We start from the raw sequence: 18,661 nt of genomic DNA on the forward strand, positions 1-18,661 counted from the left end.
AGTGGCCGACCTACTTCGTGTCCAGCACGGCGCGCAGTTTCGCCGCCAGTTGCTCGATGGTGAAGGGCTTGGCCAGGAAGTGCACGTCATGGTCAAGCACGCCGTTGTGGACCACGGCGTTCCTGGTGAAGCCGGTGGTGAAGATCACCTTCAGCCGCGGCATGCGCGCGATTGCTTCTTCCGCCAGTTTGCGGCCGTTCATCACCGGCATGACGATATCCGTGAACAGAAGCGCGATGCCCGGGGTTTCCGCCAGCTTCTGCAACGCTTCCTGGCCGCTTGCGGCATCGATGACGGCGTAGCCGAGTTCGCGCAAGGCATCGGTGGTGGAGGCACGCACGCGGGCATCGTCCTCGACGACGAGGATCGTTTCGGTGATGGGAGCGGAATTCTCGCCTCGTCCCGTCGGCACGGCTGCTTCTTCGGCGCCAAAAAAGCGCGGCAAGTAGATCTTGATCGTCGTGCCTTCGCCGGGTTCGGAATAGATCTTGACGTGGCCACCCGACTGTTTGACGAAGCCGAACACCTGGCTCAGCCCCAGGCCTGTGCCCTTGTTGACCGGCTTGGTGGTGAAAAAGGGCTCGAAGGCCTTGGCGATGATTTCGGGGGGCATGCCCGAACCGGTGTCGCTGACGGCGATCATCACATACTGGCCGGCCGCGACCTCGGCATGGGTGGCAGCATAGCTGTCGTCGAGATGGCTATTGGCGGTCTCGATGGTCAGCTTGCCGTCACCGCCCATGGCGTCACGGGCGTTGACGGCCAGGTTGAGAATGGCGTTCTCGATCTGGCTCGGGTCGGCATGGATCTTCCACAAGCCCCCCGCCAACACGGTTTCGATGCGGATGGTTTCACCGAGCGCTCGCCGGATCAGGTCCGACATGCCGGTCAGCAGACGGTTGGCGTCGACGATCTGCGGCGCCAGTGGCTGCTGGCGCGAGAAGGCGAGCAGCCGGGCCGTCAGATTGGCGGCACGGTTCGCCGCGTCGATTGCCGCTTCGATGAATTTTGCGATGTCGTGCTCGCCACGCGCCAGCTTGCGCTGGGCAAGGTTCATGGCACTGATGATCACCGCCAGCATGTTGTTGAAGTCGTGGGCGATGCCGCCGGTGAGTTGACCGACCGCCTCCATTTTCTGCATCTGGCGGATCTGGGATTCGGCCTTTTCCCGCGTCTGGATCTCATTGCCGAGCGCGATGTTCTTGCGCACCAGCTCATCCTGGGCGACAGCCACCTCGTGGAAGCGGCGGCGCGATTCCCTGATCGTGTAGGCGCCAAGCAGGAAGATCGCCAGCAGCGCCGCCAGCGAACCGATGCGCAGCCAGGCCTCGACGCGGTCGGTGTTCTCGTCGCGCGCAGCGACGGCGGCGGCGCCGATGCGTCGGATCGTATCCATGCTGGTCCGGATTTCGTCCATGACGGCCTTGCCCTGACCGCTGCGGACCAGATCCAGCGCCTTCGTCGCATTGCCCTGGTCGTACAGGGCAATCGTCTCGGCCAGTTCAGCCTGCTTTTGCGAAAGTGCGTCCTTGATATGGTTGATCTGCTGGACGACCTGGTCGTCCGGGGCAGTCATGCTGTCGATGCGTGCAAGTTGCCCCGGAATGGCGCCGACAGCCCGCCGATAGGGTTCGAGATAGGATTTCTCACCGGTCAGCAGATAGCCGCGCTGACCGCTCTCCGCGTCTTGCGCCAGCGAAAGCAGGCCGGAAAGCAATTCTTGATATTCGATTGCCTCGCGCGCGGCGGCGCGATTGGCTCTCTGGCCCTCGACCAGCATGGCACGGCTGCCGACGATCAGCGCCAACACCGCGAAGCCAATGACAAGCGGGAGTGATTGCCATCGCATGGCGCGTCGAAGACGAGCAATCATCTGTAATACCGGACCAAAAAGGAATTTCCCGCGGGCAGCATTTCGTAGGCGGTGGCGGGGTGGAACGCAATATGCCGTCTTCTTGAAGCCGGCAATCCGCCGCCAGCCTTGCGAAACCTTCATCATTTGGCTAAGGAGGCCGCGCATTCAGCGGCCGGCGTCAGCCGGCCTTCCGCTTTTCGGGATTCCTGCTTTTTGGGCTGGGGTCCGGCTTCAGTCAAAGGCATTTCGCTTTCATGGCGCGCATCGTGATGAAATTCGGCGGGACCTCCGTCGCCGACATCGCCCGCATCCGCAATGTGGCGCGTCACGTCAAACGCGAGGTCGACGCTGGCCATGAGGTGGCCGTGGTGGTTTCGGCGATGGCCGGCAAGACCAATGAACTGGTCGGCTGGACGCGCGAGGCCTCGCCGATGCACGACGCACGCGAATATGACGCGGTCGTCGCTTCCGGCGAACAGGTCACGGCCGGCCTTCTGGCGATCACCTTGCAGAACATGGGCGTGCATGCCCGTTCGTGGCAGGGCTGGCAGATCCCGATCAAGACCGACAATGCGCATGGTGCGGCGCGCATCCTCGACATTGACGGTGCCTTTCTGGTCAAGCGCTTCGGCGAGGGCCAGGTCGCGGTGATCGCCGGTTTCCAGGGCATCGGCCCGGACAATCGCATCGCCACGCTTGGCCGCGGCGGCTCCGACACCAGTGCGGTAGCCATCGCCGCGGCGGTCAAGGCTGACCGTTGCGACATCTACACCGACGTCGACGGGGTCTACACCACCGATCCGCGCATCGAGCCCAAGGCGCGGCGGCTGGCCAAGATCTCGTTCGAGGAAATGCTTGAAATGGCCTCGCTCGGTGCCAAGGTTCTGCAGGTGCGTTCGGTCGAGCTTGCCATGGTGCACAGGGTGCGTACCTTCGTGCGGTCGTCCTTCGACGATCCCGATGCGCCCGGAATGGGGGATTTGCTCAATCCGCCCGGAACGCTCATTTGCGACGAGGAAGAGATCGTGGAACAGCAGGTCGTCACCGGAATTGCCTATGCCAAGGACGAAGCGCAGATTTCGCTGCGCCGCGTCGGCGACCGGCCGGGCGTCGCCGCCGGCATCTTCGGGCCGCTGGCCGAGGCCAACATCAATGTCGACATGATCGTCCAGAACATTTCCGAGGACGGCAAGTTCACCGACATGACTTTCACCGTGCCGTCGGGCGATGTCGACAAGGCGCTGGCCGTGCTTGAGCGCCTCAAGGCGTCGATCGGCTACGATGTCGTGCAGTCGGAAGCCGGCATGTCGAAGGTTTCGGTCATCGGCATCGGCATGAGGAGCCATGCCGGCGTCGCCGCCACCGCTTTCAAGGCGCTGGCCGACAAGTCGATCAACATCCGCGCCATCACGACCTCCGAGATCAAGATTTCGATCCTGATCGACGGTCCGTACACCGAACTTGCGGTTCGTACTTTGCATTCCGTCTACGGTCTGGATAAGCAGTAGCGAGAACGATTTGAGTTGTTGCGTGTGCGCCGGTCGCAGTGGAAACTGCGGCGGGCAGAATGCCCATTGGAGAAGAAGCCGCGATGCGTGATCAGGCCAGTGGCCCGCGCGTTTTGCTGAAACGGCTCCGCGAGCTCATGCAGGAGCCGCTGGAGCCGCAGGAGCGGCTCGACCGGATCGTGCGCGATATCGCCTCCAATATGGTCGCCGAAGTCTGCTCGCTCTATGTGCTGCGTGCCGATTCGGTGCTCGAACTCTACGCCACCGAAGGTCTGAACCCGAACGCCGTCCACCTTGCGCAGTTGCGACTGGGGCAAGGCCTGGTCGGCACGATCGCGGCCAGTGCGCGGCCGCTCAACCTTTCCAATGCGCAGGAACATCCGGCCTTTGCCTATCTGCCGGAGACCGGGGAAGAGATCTACAACTCCTTCCTAGGCGTGCCGGTGCTGCGGGCAGGGCGCACGCTGGGCGTTCTGGTGGTGCAGAACAAGACCATGCGCCATTACCGCGACGACGAGGTCGAGGCGCTGGAAACCACCGCAATGGTGATCGCCGAGATGATCGCCACCGGCGATCTGGCGCGGCTGACCAGGCCCGGCCTCGAGCTCGATCTGCGCCGTCCGGTCAGCTTCACCGGCCTTTCCTTCAATGACGGCGTCGGACTTGGCCATGTCGTGCTGCATGAGCCGCGCATCGTCGTCACCAATTTGTTCAACGAAGACAGCGAGGAAGAGGTCCGTCGACTCGAAACCTCGCTCGGCTCGCTCAGGCTCTCCATCGACGACATGCTCGAACGCCGCGACGTCGCCTTCGAGGGCGAGCATCGCCAGGTGCTGGAAGCCTACCGTATGTTCGCCAACGACCGCGGCTGGGTGCGCCGGCTGGAAGAGGCGATCCGCAACGGCCTGACCGCCGAGGCTGCCGTAGAAAAGGTGCAGAGCGACATGCGCGCCCGCATGCTGCACATGACCGACCCCTATCTGCGCGAGCGGATGAGCGATTTCGACGACCTCGCCAACCGGCTGCTGCGCCAGCTGATGGGGCGCGGGCCGGAAGATGTCGCCGCATCGCTGCCGAAGGACGCCATCATCGTCGCCCGTTCGATGGGCGCCGCCGAACTGCTCGACTATCCCAGGGACAAGATGCGCGGGCTGGTGCTCGAGGATGGTGCTGCGACCAGCCACGTCGTTATCGTCGCGCGGGCCATGGGCATCCCTGTCGCCGGCCAGATGAAGGGCGCGGTTTCCATGGCGGAAAACGGCGACGCCATCATCGTCGACGGTGAAGAGGGCGTGATCCATTTGCGGCCGCAGCCCGATCTCGAAGCCGCCTATGCCGAAAAGGTGCGTTTCCGGGCTCGCCGGCAAGAAGTCTATCGCGAGCTGCGCAAGAAGCCGTCGATGACCAGGGATGGTGTCCAGGTCGACCTGTTGATGAATGCCGGGCTTGCCGTCGACCTGCCGCAGCTTGCCGAAGCGGGTGCGGCCGGCATCGGCCTGTTCCGCACCGAACTGCAGTTCATGGTCGCTTCGACATTTCCCCGTGCCGAGGCCCAGGAAAAGCTTTACCGCGACGTGCTCGAGGCAGCGCGCGGCAAGCCGGTCACCTTCCGCACCATCGATATTGGCGGCGACAAGGTGCTGCCCTATTTCAAGGGCGCGATCCAGGAAGAGAACCCGGCGCTCGGCTGGCGGGCGATCCGCCTGACGCTTGACCGACCGGGGCTGCTGCGCACCCAGATCCGCGCGCTGCTCAAGGCCAGTGGCGGGCGTGAACTCAAGCTGATGCTGCCGATGGTGACCGAGCTTGGCGAGATCGCCCAGGCGCGCGAGATCATCGACCGCGAGGTGCGGCATCTCTCGCGTTTTGCCCATCATTTGCCGACCAGCCTGAAGCTGGGGGCGATGCTTGAAGTGCCATCGCTCTTGTTCCAGCTCGATGAGCTGATGAAGGCGGTCGACTTCGTCTCGGTCGGTTCGAACGATCTGTTCCAGTTCGTCATGGCCGTCGACCGCGGCAACACGCAACTCGCCAACCGCTTCGACACGCTGTCGGCGCCGTTCCTGCGCGTCCTGAAGCAGATCGCCGATGCCGGCGTCCGCAACCACACGCCGGTGACCCTGTGCGGCGAACTCGCCGGCAAGCCGATTTCGGCTATGGCGCTGATCGGTCTCGGCTTCCGCTCGATCTCGATGTCGCCGGCCTCGATCGGCCCGGTCAAGGCGATGCTGACGGAACTGCCGCTGGATGAGTTGGAGGCCTTCTTCGACGACAATCTGATGGCGCCGGCGCAGGGCTTGCCGATGCGGGCGCTTTTGCAGGCCTTTGCCGACGACCGTTCGATTCCATTGTAGTAGCCTCATCATGGTCAACCTGCCCCGCGATCGTATGGATCAAGTCGTCAAACGTTTCGAGATGCTCGAAGCGCAGATGTCGGCTGGCCCGGCGCCGGACGCCTATGTGCGGATGGCGTCCGAATATGCCGAAATCCAGGACATGGTGGCCAAGGTCAGGGCACTGCGCCTGGCCGAGCATGAGCAGGCCGACCTCGAAGCCATGCTTGCCGACAAGGGCACCGACGCCGAGATGCGGGCGCTCGCCGAGGCCGACCTGCCGGAGGTCGAGGAACGCATCGAGGCGCTGCAGAAGGACATCCAGATCCTGCTGTTGCCCAAGGATGCCGCCGACGACAAGAACGCCATTCTCGAAATCCGCGCCGGCACCGGCGGTGATGAGGCCGCCCTTTTTGCCGGTGACCTTTTTCGCATGTATGAACGCTACGCTGCCGAACGCGGCTGGCGTTTCGAGACGGCCTCAGCCAGCGATGGCGATGCCGGCGGCTACAAGGAAATCATCGCCACGGTGTCGGGCAAGGGTGTCTTTGCGCATCTGAAGTTCGAATCCGGCGTGCACCGGGTGCAGCGCGTGCCGGCGACCGAGGCGAGCGGGCGCATCCACACGTCGGCGGCAACCGTCGCGGTGCTGCCCGAAGCCGAAGAGGTCGACATCGACATCAGGGCCGAAGACATCCGCATCGATACGATGCGCGCCTCGGGTTCGGGCGGCCAGCACGTCAACACCACCGATTCGGCTGTCCGCATCACCCATTTGCCGACCGGCATCATGGTGGTGCAGGCGGAAAAGTCACAGCATCAGAACCGCGCCAAGGCGATGCAGATCCTGCGGGCCCGGCTCTATGACCTGGAACGCGGCAAGGCGGACGAAGAGCGCTCGGAATCGCGCAAGTCACAGGTCGGTTCCGGTGACCGCTCGGAACGCATCCGGACCTATAATTTTCCTCAAGGCCGCGTCACCGACCACCGCATCAACCTGACGCTCTACAAGCTCGACAGGGTGATGATGGGCGAACTCGACGAAATCATCAATGCGCTGATCGCCGATCACCAGTCGAAGTTGCTCGCCGACATCGGCATCGATGGCTGATCAACTGCCCGAGACGCTGGGGCAGTTGCTGCGGGAAGCGCAGGCTCGGCTTGCCGCTGCTGTCGATGATCAGGCGCTCGATGCGAGGCTGATCGTCGAGCATTTCTCCGGCACGACACGCACGCAAGCCATCGTGGACCCCGAACGCAAGGTCGACGCTGGCATTGTTGCCGAAATCGATGCCGCCTTAAGACGTCGCGCCGGCGGCGAGCCGGTGCACCGCATCCTCGGCTATCGTGAATTCTACGGTTTGCGCCTGTCGCTGTCGCCAGAAACGCTGGAGCCGCGGCCCGATACCGAAACGCTGGTCGAAGCGATGCTGCCTTTCGTCAGGGCGGTGGCGGTCCGGGAAGGCGAGTGCCGCATCCTCGATCTTGGCACCGGCACCGGCGCCATTGCACTGGCGCTGCTCAGCGCCGTGCCGACAGCGATCGCCACCGGCGTCGATCTGTCCGCGGGCGCGTTGGCGACGGCAGCCCGCAATGCCGGGCAACTGGGCCTTGCAGGCCGGTTCACGGTGCTTCAGTCGGACTGGTTCGAAAAAGTTTCCGGCCGGTACCATGTAATTGCCGCAAACCCTCCCTATATACCCTCGGAAGACATTGGAAATCTGCAGGACGAAGTCCGCAATTTCGACCCGCGCTTGGCCTTGGATGGCGGCGCGGACGGTCTGAACCCCTACAGGATCATCGCCGCGGAGGCGGCAAGGTTTTTGGAAACTGAAGGCAGGATTGCGGTCGAGATCGGCCACACGCAGCACAATGAGGTCTGCGAGATATTCGCTGCAGCCGGCTACGTCCCGGGCGGTGCTTTTCGTGACCTCGGCGGAAACGACAGGGTTATTGTCTTTGAAAGGATAAAGCCTTGACGCAGTGCAAAAAAGCGCTTGGCAATACCGGGGAATACGGCTAGGGTCGCCTTAACCGGATGAGACGAAGCAGGCAGTGCTCTTAGCGATTCGGTTTTCCTTGGAAATAGCTGCCTTCTTGCGCAAACGATGCCCAAGCTTCGTGCGGGAATCGTCCGGCAAGTGATGTAACCGGAACAGGATGGCACGTGGCGCCAACGCAATCGATGCGGGCGAACGCCGGTGAAGAGACGAAACGGCTGGCTGCATGAGCGCCTCCGTTCGTGAAGAGTTTTTCGAAAATTTCAAAATGAAGAGAGTTTGATGAGGCCACAACAGCAGAACAGGCGCATGCGCGGTCGCAACAACAATGGCGGCGGCGGTGGTAACAATAACAATAATAACAACAACAACCGCAAGGGACCAAACCCCCTGACGCGCAACTACGAGAGCAATGGCCCGGACGTGAAGATCCGCGGTTCGGCTCAGCAGATCGCCGAAAAATACGCCACCCTTGCCCGTGATGCGCACAGCTCCGGCGATCGGGTCATGGCGGAGAACTATCTCCAGCATGCCGAACATTACAATCGCATCATCGCAGCCGCGCAGGCGCAGATGCCGATCCAGAACGCGCAGCAGAATCGCGATGATTTCGACGATGACGGCGACGAGGATCGCGACGATTTCGACAATGGCGGCAACAACAGCAACACTGTTTCCGATGCTCAGGTTCCGGTGGTCAACCATGGCGCCGGGCCGCAGCCGGTCATCGAAGGCATGCCGGCCGAGGTCGCGCTGAACCGGGAAGGTGGCCGCGACAATCGCGACAATGCCGGGCGTGACAATGGCGGGCGCAACAATGGTGGCCGCGACAACAATGGCGCACGCCATCGCGATCGTCGCCCCAATGGCGGTTACGGCCAGAACGGCCAGCGCGACTTCGGTTCGTCCGCCGAGCAAGGTGGTCAGCCCCAGAGCAACGAGACCCCGATCCAGGGCGAAGCCGCTTCGCCGACCGAGTCCGTTGCCGCGGCTGAGCCGGCTCCGTTGTTCGAGAACCTGTCGCCGGCGGGTCTTGCCGCCCAGGCCGAGCTCAACGAGGCGGCCGCCGAAAGCGGTGCTGCCCGTCGCCCGAGGCGTCCGCGCCGCCCGCGCGTCAACGCCGATCAGATTGACGGCGGCGACAATGCCAATTCCGGGGCCGACGCCAGTGAGGCTGCTGCGGCCCCGGTCGACAGCGGCAATGCTGAACCGGTCATTGTCGATATCGACAACTGATAGAACGACACTTCAAGACGTTGAGCGGCGGGGAGAAATCTCCGCCGTTTTTGTTTTTGCGCGGCGATGGAATATTATGCGTTGACCGACATCAAGGCGTCTTGAGACAGCATGGCCTATGCACCATATCTCGGCTGAACAGGATCCGGCTCGAATGGGCGGGTCCGTCACCGCAATCTGATCCGGTGCCGCAAAGCGGGCCGGTGATGGAAGGAGACAGATATGAACCTTGAGAAATACTCCGAGCGTGTGCGCGGCTTCATCCAGTCCGCGCAGACCATGGCGCTCTCCCGCAACCACCAGCAGTTCACCCCCGAACACATCCTGAAAGTGCTCGTCGACGACGACGAGGGCCTGGCCGCGTCGCTGATCGAACGCGCCGGCGGCAACGTCCGCGACGTCAAGCTTGGCGTCGAGACGGCGCTCGAAGCGATGCCCAAGGTCGAGGGCGGCAATGGCCAGCTCTATTTGGCGCAGCCGCTGGCAAAAGTGTTTTCGACCGCCGAGGAACTGGCCAAGAAGGCCGGCGACAGCTTTGTCACGGTCGAGCGGCTCTTGCAGGCGCTCGCCATGGAAAAGTCGGCCAAGACCGCTGACATACTGGCCAAGGCCGGCGTCACTGCACAGGCGCTCAACCAGGTCATCAACGACGTCCGCAAGGGCCGCACCGCCGATTCGGCGAGTGCCGAGCAGGGTTATGACGCGCTGAAGAAATACGCGCGCGACCTGACCGCCGATGCGCGTGCCGGCAAGCTCGATCCGGTCATCGGTCGTGACGACGAGATCCGCCGCACCATCCAGGTGCTGTCGCGCCGTACCAAGAACAATCCGGTGCTGATCGGCGAGCCGGGCGTCGGCAAGACGGCGATCGCTGAAGGCCTGGCGCTGCGCATCGTCAATGGCGACGTGCCGGAATCTCTGAAGGACAAGCAATTGATGGCGCTCGACATGGGCGCGCTGATTGCCGGCGCCAAATATCGCGGCGAGTTCGAGGAGCGGCTGAAGGCCGTTCTCTCCGAAGTCACTTCGGCCAACGGCAACATCATCCTGTTCATCGACGAGATGCACACGCTGGTCGGCGCCGGCAAGGCGGATGGCGCCATGGATGCGTCGAACCTCCTGAAGCCGGCCTTGGCGCGCGGCGAGCTGCACTGCGTCGGCGCCACCACGCTCGATGAGTACCGCAAGCATGTCGAGAAGGATGCAGCCCTTGCCCGCCGCTTCCAGCCGGTGTTCGTCGACGAGCCGACGGTGGAAGACACCGTTTCGATCCTGCGCGGCCTGAAGGAGAAGTACGAGCAGCACCACAAGGTGCGCATTTCGGATTCGGCGCTGGTGGCGGCGGCGACGCTGTCCAACCGCTACATCGCCGACCGCTTCCTGCCCGACAAGGCAATCGACCTGGTCGACGAAGCCGCATCGCGGTTGCGCATGCAGGTTGATTCCAAGCCCGAGGCGCTGGACGAGATCGATCGCCGCATCATGCAGCTCAAGATCGAGCGCGAGGCGCTGAAGGTCGAGACGGACGAGGCCTCGAAGGACCGGCTCGCCCGCCTGGAAAAGGAGCTCGTCGGCCTCGAGGAGGAATCGACCGAGATCACCGCCAAGTGGCAGGCTGAGAAGCAGAAGCTCGGGCTGGCCGCCGACCTCAAGAAGCAGCTCGACGAGGCGCGCAACGACCTCGCCATTGCCCAGCGCAAGGGTGAATTCCAGCGCGCCGGCGAGCTTGCCTATGGCAAGATACCGGAACTGGAAAAGAAGCTGAAGGAGGCCGAGGCCCAGGACGGCAAGGTCGGCATGGTCGAAGAGGTGGTCACACCCGACCACGTCGCCCATATCGTCTCGCGCTGGACCGGCATTCCGGTCGACAAGATGCTGCAGGGCGAGCGCGACAAGCTGCTGCGCATGGAAGACCAGATTGGCAAGCGCGTCGTCGGCCAGGGCGAGGCGGTGCAAGCCGTTTCCAAAGCGGTGCGGCGCGCCCGCGCGGGCCTGCAGGATCCGAATCGGCCGATCGGCTCGTTCATGTTCCTCGGGCCGACTGGTGTCGGCAAGACCGAACTGACCAAGGCACTCGCGAGCTTCCTGTTCGACGACGAGAGCGCGATGGTGCGCATCGACATGTCGGAGTTCATGGAGAAGCACTCGGTGGCCCGGCTGATCGGTGCGCCTCCCGGCTATGTCGGCTATGAGGAAGGCGGCGCGCTGACCGAAGCGGTGCGGCGGCGGCCCTATCAGGTCGTGCTGTTCGACGAGATCGAGAAGGCGCATCCGGATGTCTTCAACGTGCTGTTGCAGGTGCTCGATGACGGCCGTCTGACCGACGGGCAGGGCCGCACGGTCGATTTCCGCAACACGCTGATCATCATGACCTCGAACCTCGGCGCCGAATATCTCGTCAATCTTGGCGAGGACCAGGATGTCGATGAGGTTCGCGACGAGGTGATGAATGTCGTCAAGGCGTCGTTCCGGCCGGAGTTCCTCAACCGCGTCGACGAGGTGATCCTGTTCCACCGGCTGCGCCGGCAGGATATGGGCCGCATCGTCGAGATCCAGCTCAAGCGGTTGGAGAGCCTGCTTGTCGACCGCAAGATCACGCTGTCGCTGGACCAAGAGGCGATCGACTGGCTGGCGGCCAAGGGCTATGAGCCGGCCTATGGCGCGCGGCCGCTGAAGCGGGTGATGCAGAAGGAATTGCAGGACCCGCTGGCGGAGAAGATCCTGCTCGGCGATATCCTCGACGGCTCGACCGTCAAGGTCACAGCCGGTTCCGACCGGCTGAACTTCCGCTCGAAGCCGACGATCGTCGCGGCGGAAGCGGCAGCCTGATCCAAACGCCGCGCGTCCATCCTGGACGCGCGGCGTTTTTTCGTATGAAGAGCGGGCGCGGATGACACTGGACGACTACAACAGCTTCTGCGCCTCGCTGCCCTCGACGAGCCATGTCGTCCAGTGGGGCGGCGCCCATGTCTGGAAGGTCGGAGCCAAGGTCTTCGCGATCGGCGGCTGGGACCAGGGCCAGCAGCTCTTCGTCACCTTCAAATGCTCCGATATCGCCTATGCTGTGCTCAAAGAGCAGCCGGGCCTGCGGCCCGCGCCCTATCTTGCCTCGCGCGGCATGACGTGGATCCAGCGTCGGACAAGCCAGAGCATGGATGATGCTGCGCTGAAGGACTATCTGCGCGAGAGCCATCGCCTTGTCGCCCTAAAGCTGACCAGGCAGGCGCGCAAGGAATTGGGACTCGCCGCAAGCTAGCTAATATTCCTCGAGGCGCCGGAAAACCGCCATCTTCATGCCCGGTTCATGTTGGAACCATATGGTGGGTAACTGGTTTGCTGGCGAAGGGGTTCGCCTTGCAGGAACACTGCCGGGCGGCGGCAATTACGGACCGGAGAGTTTGGCTACCATGTTCCGCACGATCTTGACCCTTTCGGCGCTCGCAGCCGGGATGTCCTTTTCAGGCGCGTTCGCCGCCCCGACGCAGGACAGCGCACCGCCGATTGTCCGAGTCGCCAATGATGGCGGCATCCTGCTCGCCCAGGACGGCAATGTGGACATTTATTACGACGCCAGGGGCAACCGCGTTATCGTCGACGCCGATACCGGCAAGGTCATCGCCATCCAACCGCCGCAGACCCGGCTCGACCGTCGCGCGTTGCGTCGAGAGACACGTCTGCGCGAGTTGGGCCGCGCCCCCGACGGCAACGACCGCTACTATCTCGACGATCCGGAAGACATGGCGCGGTTCCGCCGCAAGCAGTTGGAAGAGGAAGGCCGGGTTATCCCGCCGCCGGCGGACGAATACGATCCCTATGGGGACAGTTCCGTGGAAGCCTATCCGCCTGCACCGCAGGACGATGGCAGCTACGACAACAATTATCCCGACGCGCCGCAGCCGGCAAAGCCGGGTACCATCAAGCGCCAGCCGCTGAACGAGGCCTCGATAGACCCGGCCCAGCCGGCAGTTCCCACCGAAGAGGCGCTGCCCGCCGACCAGGCGGCTCTGCCGCCGAAGGCTGGCGACAAGACCACTGTTGCCCCGGCGCTTTCGCTGGGAGCGCGCCAGGATGTCGCCGCACTTCAGGTGCTGCTCGACCGCGGCGGCGCTTCGCCTGGCGTCATCGATGGGCGTTTCGGTTCGAATGTCGACAAGGCGCTCGCCGCCTACAACCAGATCACCGGCAGCAATCTGCGATCGACCGACGCGGTCGGCATCCAGGCGGCGCTGGCGCAATCCGGCGGCGATGCCTTCGCCAACTACACCATCACGCCGGAGGATGCGGCCGGTCCCTATGTCGCCTCGATCCCTGAAGACTACAGCCAGAAGGCGCAGCTCGACCGCATGGGCTACACGTCGGTGACCGAGGCGCTGGCCGAGCGCTTCCACATGGACGAGAATTATCTCAAGGCGCTCAACCCGGACGTCAACTTCAATCGCCCCGGCACGATCATCAAGGTCGCCAATTTCGGCAGGCTGGTCTCGACGCCGGTTGCCCGCATCGTCGCCGACAAGGACAAGAAAGAGGTTTTCGCCTATGATGCCGGCGGCAAGCTGGTGGCAGCCTATCCCGCCACCATCGGCTCGTCGGATACGCCGTCGCCGTCCGGCACGCATACGGTGTCGCGCGTCGCGCTCGATCCGAACTACACCTACAACCCCAGCATCAATTTCAAGCAGGGCCAGAACGACAAGGTCCTGACCATTCCGCCTGGCCCGAACGGCCCGGTCGGCTCGGTCTGGATTGCTCTGGACAAGCCGACCTACGGCATCCACGGCACGCCGGATCCATCGAAGATCGGCAAGACCGAAAGCCATGGCTGTGTGCGCCTGACCAATTGGGATGCGCGGGAACTGGCGAAACTCGTTTCGCCCGGTGTCACGGTGGAGTTTGTCGGCGGACCTTCAGCCGATGACCTTGCGCAGCAGTGAACTCCGAAGTGCGGCGGCATAGACCAACTGCACGATCAGAATGAAGCCGATGCCGAGCAGTGGACTGATGAGTGAGAGTGCGGCGCCGAGCGCCCACAGGATCTGCGCCTTGACGATGCGCAGATAGACCGTGCGTTTGGTCTCCGCGTCGACATCCTCTGCCACGAAGCCGTTTTTCTCCGCATAGCGCCAACTGGCGAACAACGTGACGCCGAGCATCAGCAGATTGAGCCAGTAGACCAGCACCGCGGTTCTGAACTCGAGGAAGTCGGCCAGCAGGTCGGTCGAGAACGGCAGCAGGGCGATGAAGGCGAGAAAGCAGAGGTTCAACGTGGCAAGCCGTCTGTCGGACTTGGCGATCAGACCATGCTGCGCCTGCTGGCCAAACCAGAAGATGGTCAGCGTCAGGAAGCTCAAGGCATAAGTCAGGAAACGCGGCGCCAAGGCAGCGATCGCGGCAAGCAACTCGCGTTCGGAATGGATCGCCTCGTGCGCCGGCACCCTGATTTCGAGAACGATCAGGGTGAGCGCGATGGCGAACACGCCGTCGGTGATGCCGACGATACGGCCGCGTCCCTCCGCCGATGCTTCAAGTGGCCGCTTCATCGATGTCTCCCCGCCTGCACCTTTTCCAGAAAACCTAGCATGGCTGCCGCCGTTTGCATCCAGATAGGGAGCGACCCTGGCCGACGGGCTGGTTTCAGTGACTGCAAGCCACTGGCTGGTTGTTGCCGGTGCACTGGAGGTCTAAGCAAGGTTCCATGCATTCACCCAGCGAAGCCGCCGCCGTCCCGCTGACCAGCCCGGTCACGAATGGAACGTTCTGTCCGCAATCGCAGCGGCGATTCGTGCTGATCGCGGCAATCCTGGCCTCGGCGCTCGGCTTCATCGACGGTTCGATCCTGGCCATCGCCACGCCGGCGATCCGCGTCAACCTCAGCGCCAGCCTGGCCGAGGCCCAGTGGATTTCCAATGCCTATGCATTGACGCTCTCGGCGCTGATCCTCGCCGGCGGCGCTGCTGGCGATCGATTCGGCCTCCGCCGCGCCTTCGTGGCGGGCATTGCGTTGTTCATTGTCGCTTCGCTTGCCTGTGCGCTGGCGCCGAATGCGGTGGTGCTGATCGCATTTCGTGCCGTCCAGGGCATTGGTGCGGCGATCATGGTGCCGGGCAGCCTCGCCATCATCGCCAAGGCCTACCCGAAAAAGGAACGCGGTCGCACCATCGGAATCTGGGCGGCTGCTTCGGCGCTGACCACGGCACTTGGTCCGGTGCTCGGCGGCTTCGTGCTGTCGGCTTTCGGCGACGGCATCTGGCGAGCGATCTTCGCCATCAACCTGCCGCTCGGCCTGATCTCGATCTATCTGCTGCTGGCCAAGGTTCCAGCCGACGCGCCGACGGAGAAACGCAGCCTGGATCTCGGCGGTGCCGCGCTCGCCACATTGGCTTTCGGTGCGCTCGCATACGGGCTGACCTCGATGAGCGCCAGCGGCGAGGGCCATATGGCCGGGCCGAGCATTGCCGCCGGCGTCGTTTTGCTGGCTGTCTTCATCGTCTTCGAGCTCCGGCAGCGCGAGCCGATGATCGACCTCAGCCTGTTTCGCGTCGGCGCTTTCGCCGGCGCCAATGTCGCGACGTTCTTCCTCTATTTCGCACTGTCGGCCAATCTTTTCTATCTGCCGATGCTGCTGATCGCCGGCTGGGGACTGAGCACGGCCGAGGTCGGCTTCATCTTTCTGCCCCTGTCGGCGTCGATCGCGCTTTTGTCTGGACCGGTCGGCCAGCTATCGGACCGGATCGGCCCGCGCTTTCCGATCGCCTGCGGCAGCCTCGTCGTAGCTTTCGCCTTTGCCGGACTTGCCTTGCTCACCCGTGCCGGAATCCACAATTTCTGGACAGGAACATTCCCGCTGATGGCGCTGATGGGGCTCGGCATGGCGCTGGTCGTGTCGCCATTGTCGACGGCGATCATGACGGCGGTGGAAGACAAGGATACGGGTGCGGCCTCCGGCATCAACAATGCCGTCTCGCGCATCGGCGGTCTGATCGCGGTGGCGGCGATGGGTTCGCTCGCCGCCTGGGTCTACGCGAATGCACTGGATGGGAATGCAACGCCCGGCGTGCCAGGCTTTGGCGAACCGGCGACGGTTGGACTTGCGCCCACCGTCGATGCGGCAAGGCTCGCCGCCAGCGACACTGCGTTTTCCGCCGTCTCTTCGGTGACCGCGCTGCTTTGCCTGCTTGCGGCTGTCATCGCCTGGACGACCATTTCCGGTGAGCGGCTGCCATGGTCGCGGCGTGTCGAGAATCCGCAAGGCTGAGAAACCAGAAAGGCTAAAAAGCCGACGGATCAACCGTCGATCTTGGCGCTCGCTACTTTCAGCGAATCGCTGTCTTCCTGCTTCAGCAGGTCGTCGATGCGCTCGCGTTCACGCTTGAAGGCGACGAGGTCATCGCCCTTCAGCACCTTGCCGACCGGCAGCCGGACACGCATCGAATCGACCTTGGTGCCGTTGACGATCAGCTCGTAGTGGAGATGCGGACCGGTGGAGAGGCCGGTCTGGCCGAGATAGCCAATAACCTGGCCCTGGCGCACGCGCACCCCGGGTTCGATGCCTTTGGCAAAGGCGCTCTGGTGATTGTAGGACGTCTCATAGCCATTGGCATGGCGCAGGATGATCTGCTTGCCGTAGCCGCCGGCCCAGCCCGCCTTCTCGACGACGCCGTTGCCGGCTGCGATGATCGGCGAGCCGATAGGAGCGGCCCAATCTGTGCCGGTGTGCATGCGGACATAGCCGAGGATCGGATGTTTGCGGGCACCAAAGCCAGAGGTAAATCTGCCGTTGGGCAGCGGGTTGCGCAGCAGGAACTGCTCAGCGCTTGAGCCGTCCTGGTCGAAATAGTCGGTGCTGCCGTCCTGCATCTGAAAGCGGTAGAAGTTGCGCGTCGTGCCGCCGAACGTCGCCGAGACATACAGAAGTTCCGAATCGTCGGAAGTCTGGTCGTCGCCGTCCGGCTGCGAGAACAGCACTTCGAGGCGATCCGCAGGATTGAGACGTGACTGGAAGTCGACGCCGGACGCCAGCAACTTGATCAGCCGCTGCGTCATCGCCTTGGACATGCCGTAGGAATAGGCGGTGCGGTAAATGCCGTCATAGATGTTGGGCAGATTGCCGCGCACCACCACCGGCGCCGACGAATCATCGAAGGCCGTCAGCAATTCGGGGTTTGGATCCGGCTCCTGCGAGGGCACATACTGGCCGCGATCGTCGAGCGCGATGGTGACGATGTGCTGGGTCCGGTCGTAGACGCTGGTGCGCACGACCTTGGCGGCATCGCCGTGAACCTCAAGGCCGACACGCAGCACGGTTCCGGCTTTGAGCGCCGTCGCGTTCAACAGCTTGGCGATGGCTTCGGCCATGCCGGTGGCGTCTTCACCCGTGTAGCCCGAATCTGCAAAAGCCTCGGTGACGTCGAGATCCTTGGTGAAGGGGATGATTTCCTCGGCGAAGGCCGGCGCCTGGTCGTCGGCGGTGGCGCGCGGCGCCACCGAGACGTTTTCCGGCACGATCTTGACGTCGTAGGAGCCTGCCATGCTCTCGGCAAAGGCTTCGCCGAATCGCTGCGGGTCGACATAGTGAAGTGAAGCGACCTGCACGGCGCCGTCGCTGAGGTCGGTGCCGGCTTCGCGCACCACCTTTTCCACCTCGTCGGCGGACAGGTCGCTCTTTTCATCGAAGGAAGCCGTCGAGATCGGGAAATCGACGGTCTTCAGGCTCATCTCGCTTTCGACCTTGGCGCCATAGATCTGGCCGGAAGCGGCAGAGGCTGTCGCCGGCTGAGCACTGTCGTCGCTGTCGTCGCCGAACACCTGCATCGGATCAAAAGGCGGGTAGGCGCGGCTGGTGGTGTGGCCGGCGGCGAGCGCCATCTTGATCTGCACGAAAGGCATGGTGTGGATAACGTCGCGGTCGCCGACCTTGGTAACCATCGACACTTCCATGCGCCGACGGTCCTTGGCCTTGGCGATCTGACGCGGCGCCACCAGCCTGGTCGTCTTGGCGACTTCGCCGGAATCGCCGTTGCCGGCAAGACTGATCAACTCGGCGATCTCGGGTGGGGTGGCCAGCTGCTGGCGACCATCAAGAGCGGCGAACAGCGCCACGCCCATCAACACGCTCGAGGTCACACCGGTGAGAAAGGTTCCCGATAACCAGCGTGCAGAAACCTCGCGCCGGTCGGGCGGGCCGCTGCGGCCGTCCGCGATAAGCGGCGGCTCGTTGCCGAGTTCGGCTATGACATCTTCCGTGTCTGGCATCCAGAAAGGCTGCTTCTTCCCCGGGCGGAACGGCTTGTCGCTTTTGTTGTGGCCGTGACATTTGCCTGTCATGGCAGGTGAAGTCAACGAAGCGCCAGGCTCCGACCGAATTCCCCTCGCGCACTTTTCTTATGGGGCGCTCTACCAGGAGGGGCGGTGCACCTTCTCTGCAAGGCTCATCGCGTATTCCCATATAGCGCTCCTGAAAGAGGCACCGCGCCACCGGCGCTGCGCCCTTTCGTTGGCTTTGGTGTCGAACGGCAATGCGGCGGCAATAGGGCTCCTTCGTGGCCGTCCACTCGTGGTGTCCCGAGTTCCCTTGGGGCAGTCGGCTATCGACAGACAGGGCACGAAATTTCTGTCGCAAAAAGTTCAAAAACTTTGAGATCGCTGTTGACAGTTCTCGTTGGTGGCGACTATATACGCCTCACCAACGAGGGCGGCTCGCCGCTGGCGACGAAGAAGTTTGCTTCTAAGCCT

General features: G+C 63.3%; 12 protein-coding genes. 9 read left to right on the top strand and 3 right to left on the bottom strand.

Annotation, left to right across the window (positions count from 1 at the left end; all coding sequences use genetic code 11):
• Positions 1–10 precede the first annotated feature (10 nt).
• A complete protein-coding gene (locus C8D77_RS00200) occupies positions 11–1,849 on the bottom strand; it encodes a CHASE3 domain-containing protein (RefSeq protein ID WP_109658618.1) in 1,839 nt (612 codons plus the stop codon).
• Between the two features lie 260 nt (positions 1,850–2,109).
• On the opposite strand from C8D77_RS00200, the gene C8D77_RS00205 reads away from it, so the two are divergent.
• The 8 genes from C8D77_RS00205 (at position 2,110) to C8D77_RS00240 (ending at position 13,863) form a co-directional block, all read left to right on the top strand.
• Complete coding sequence (locus tag C8D77_RS00205; protein WP_109658619.1) at positions 2,110–3,363, top strand: aspartate kinase; 1,254 nt, start codon at positions 2,110–2,112, stop codon at positions 3,361–3,363.
• Between the two features lie 83 nt (positions 3,364–3,446).
• Positions 3,447–5,717 carry a phosphoenolpyruvate--protein phosphotransferase gene (gene ptsP, locus C8D77_RS00210; protein ID WP_109658620.1) on the top strand — a complete coding sequence of 757 codons (2,271 nt, stop codon included), beginning with the start codon at positions 3,447–3,449 and terminating at the stop codon, positions 5,715–5,717.
• A gap of 10 nt (positions 5,718–5,727) precedes the next feature.
• The gene (prfA, locus tag C8D77_RS00215) at positions 5,728–6,807 is read left to right on the top strand and encodes a peptide chain release factor 1 (protein WP_109658621.1); all 1,080 of its coding nucleotides are present in this window, start codon (positions 5,728–5,730) and stop codon (positions 6,805–6,807) included.
• Complete coding sequence (prmC, locus tag C8D77_RS00220; RefSeq protein WP_109658622.1) at positions 6,800–7,675, top strand: peptide chain release factor N(5)-glutamine methyltransferase; 876 nt, start codon at positions 6,800–6,802, stop codon at positions 7,673–7,675. The genes prfA and prmC overlap by 8 nt, the downstream gene beginning before the upstream one ends.
• A 303-nt stretch (positions 7,676–7,978) precedes the next feature.
• Positions 7,979–8,932 carry a DUF4167 domain-containing protein gene (locus C8D77_RS00225; RefSeq protein WP_109658623.1) on the top strand — a complete coding sequence of 318 codons (954 nt, stop codon included), beginning with the start codon at positions 7,979–7,981 and terminating at the stop codon, positions 8,930–8,932.
• 222 nt (positions 8,933–9,154) lie between these two features.
• Positions 9,155–11,761, top strand: coding sequence for an ATP-dependent chaperone ClpB (clpB, locus tag C8D77_RS00230; protein ID WP_109658624.1), 2,607 nt, complete (start codon positions 9,155–9,157; stop codon positions 11,759–11,761).
• Positions 11,762–11,822: 61 nt separating this feature from the next.
• On the top strand, positions 11,823–12,188 hold the full coding sequence (locus C8D77_RS00235; RefSeq protein WP_109658625.1) for an MmcQ/YjbR family DNA-binding protein: 366 nt from the start codon (positions 11,823–11,825) through the stop codon (positions 12,186–12,188).
• Between the two features lie 151 nt (positions 12,189–12,339).
• Positions 12,340–13,863 carry a L,D-transpeptidase family protein gene (locus C8D77_RS00240; protein ID WP_109658626.1) on the top strand — a complete coding sequence of 508 codons (1,524 nt, stop codon included), beginning with the start codon at positions 12,340–12,342 and terminating at the stop codon, positions 13,861–13,863.
• Here the strand turns inward: C8D77_RS00240 and C8D77_RS00245 are convergent.
• Entirely contained in the window at positions 13,837–14,469 is a 633-nt protein-coding gene (locus C8D77_RS00245; protein ID WP_109658627.1) for a TMEM175 family protein, read from the bottom strand. The two genes, C8D77_RS00240 and C8D77_RS00245, sit on opposite strands and share 27 nt — an antisense overlap.
• Positions 14,470–14,624: 155 nt before the next feature.
• Here C8D77_RS00245 and C8D77_RS00250 point away from each other — a divergent pair, with 155 nt between their 5' ends.
• The gene (locus tag C8D77_RS00250; protein WP_109658628.1) at positions 14,625–16,184 is read left to right on the top strand and encodes an MFS transporter; all 1,560 of its coding nucleotides are present in this window, start codon (positions 14,625–14,627) and stop codon (positions 16,182–16,184) included.
• A gap of 29 nt (positions 16,185–16,213) precedes the next feature.
• On the opposite strand, the gene C8D77_RS00255 is transcribed toward C8D77_RS00250, so the two are convergent.
• Positions 16,214–18,181 (bottom strand): M23 family metallopeptidase, encoded by a 1,968-nt coding sequence (locus C8D77_RS00255; protein WP_164548791.1) that lies wholly within the window; start codon positions 18,179–18,181, stop codon positions 16,214–16,216.
• Positions 18,182–18,661: the final 480 nt, after the last annotated feature.

It is taken from the genome of Mesorhizobium loti (assembly GCF_003148495.1).
Taxonomy (GTDB): Bacteria; Pseudomonadota; Alphaproteobacteria; order Rhizobiales; family Rhizobiaceae; genus Mesorhizobium; species Mesorhizobium loti.

Bases quoted from the DNA above. Each gene is read 5' to 3' on its own strand.
- C8D77_RS00205 (WP_109658619.1), top strand. From the start codon at position 2,110: ATGGCGCGCATCGTGATGAAATTCGGCGGGACCTCCGTCGCCGACATC.
- C8D77_RS00235 (WP_109658625.1), top strand. From the start codon at position 11,823: ATGACACTGGACGACTACAACAGCTTCTGCGCCTCGCTGCCCTCGACG.
- prfA (WP_109658621.1), top strand. From the start codon at position 5,728: ATGGTCAACCTGCCCCGCGATCGTATGGATCAAGTCGTCAAACGTTTC.
- clpB (WP_109658624.1), top strand. From the start codon at position 9,155: ATGAACCTTGAGAAATACTCCGAGCGTGTGCGCGGCTTCATCCAGTCC.
- C8D77_RS00250 (WP_109658628.1), top strand. From the start codon at position 14,625: ATGCATTCACCCAGCGAAGCCGCCGCCGTCCCGCTGACCAGCCCGGTC.
- prmC (WP_109658622.1), top strand. From the start codon at position 6,800: ATGGCTGATCAACTGCCCGAGACGCTGGGGCAGTTGCTGCGGGAAGCG.
- C8D77_RS00225 (WP_109658623.1), top strand. From the start codon at position 7,979: ATGAGGCCACAACAGCAGAACAGGCGCATGCGCGGTCGCAACAACAAT.
- C8D77_RS00200 (WP_109658618.1), bottom strand. From the start codon at position 1,849: ATGCGATGGCAATCACTCCCGCTTGTCATTGGCTTCGCGGTGTTGGCG.
- ptsP (WP_109658620.1), top strand. From the start codon at position 3,447: ATGCGTGATCAGGCCAGTGGCCCGCGCGTTTTGCTGAAACGGCTCCGC.
- C8D77_RS00245 (WP_109658627.1), bottom strand. From the start codon at position 14,469: ATGAAGCGGCCACTTGAAGCATCGGCGGAGGGACGCGGCCGTATCGTC.
- C8D77_RS00255 (WP_164548791.1), bottom strand. From the start codon at position 18,181: ATGCCAGACACGGAAGATGTCATAGCCGAACTCGGCAACGAGCCGCCG.
- C8D77_RS00240 (WP_109658626.1), top strand. From the start codon at position 12,340: ATGTTCCGCACGATCTTGACCCTTTCGGCGCTCGCAGCCGGGATGTCC.